Raw genomic sequence first — 328 nt, 5'->3', positions numbered from 1 at the left:
CAACAACCCCGGAAGTCAATCCAGGTACAGTCGGTGAAACTGATCCAGGAACAGGAACGCCAGAGATAGACCCAGGTACAGGCGGAGAGACTGGTCCTGATACAGGAACGCCAGAGATAGACCCAGGTACAGTCGGCGAGACTAATCCTGATACAGGTACCCCGGAAGTCGAACCAGGCACAAGCGGCGAAACTGATCCAGGTACAACAACCCCGGAAGTCAATCCAGGTACAGTCGGTGAAACTGATCCAGGAACAGGAACGCCAGAGATAGACCCAGGTACAGGCGGAGAGACTGGTCCTGATACAGGAACGCCAGAGATAGACCC

At 54.9% G+C, this 328-nt stretch carries 1 pseudogene; it reads left to right on the top strand.

Features of this window, described 5'->3' with window-relative positions:
* Positions 1-328, top strand: a pseudogene (locus tag P3R27_RS15010) (hypothetical protein); the annotation flags it as partial.

Source organism: Enterococcus spodopteracolus (assembly GCF_030441955.1).
Classification (GTDB): Bacteria; Bacillota; Bacilli; order Lactobacillales; family Enterococcaceae; genus Enterococcus_B; species Enterococcus_B spodopteracolus.
The sequence above is the reverse complement of the archived record's forward strand: the minus strand, read 5'-3'. Positions and strand labels throughout refer to the sequence as shown.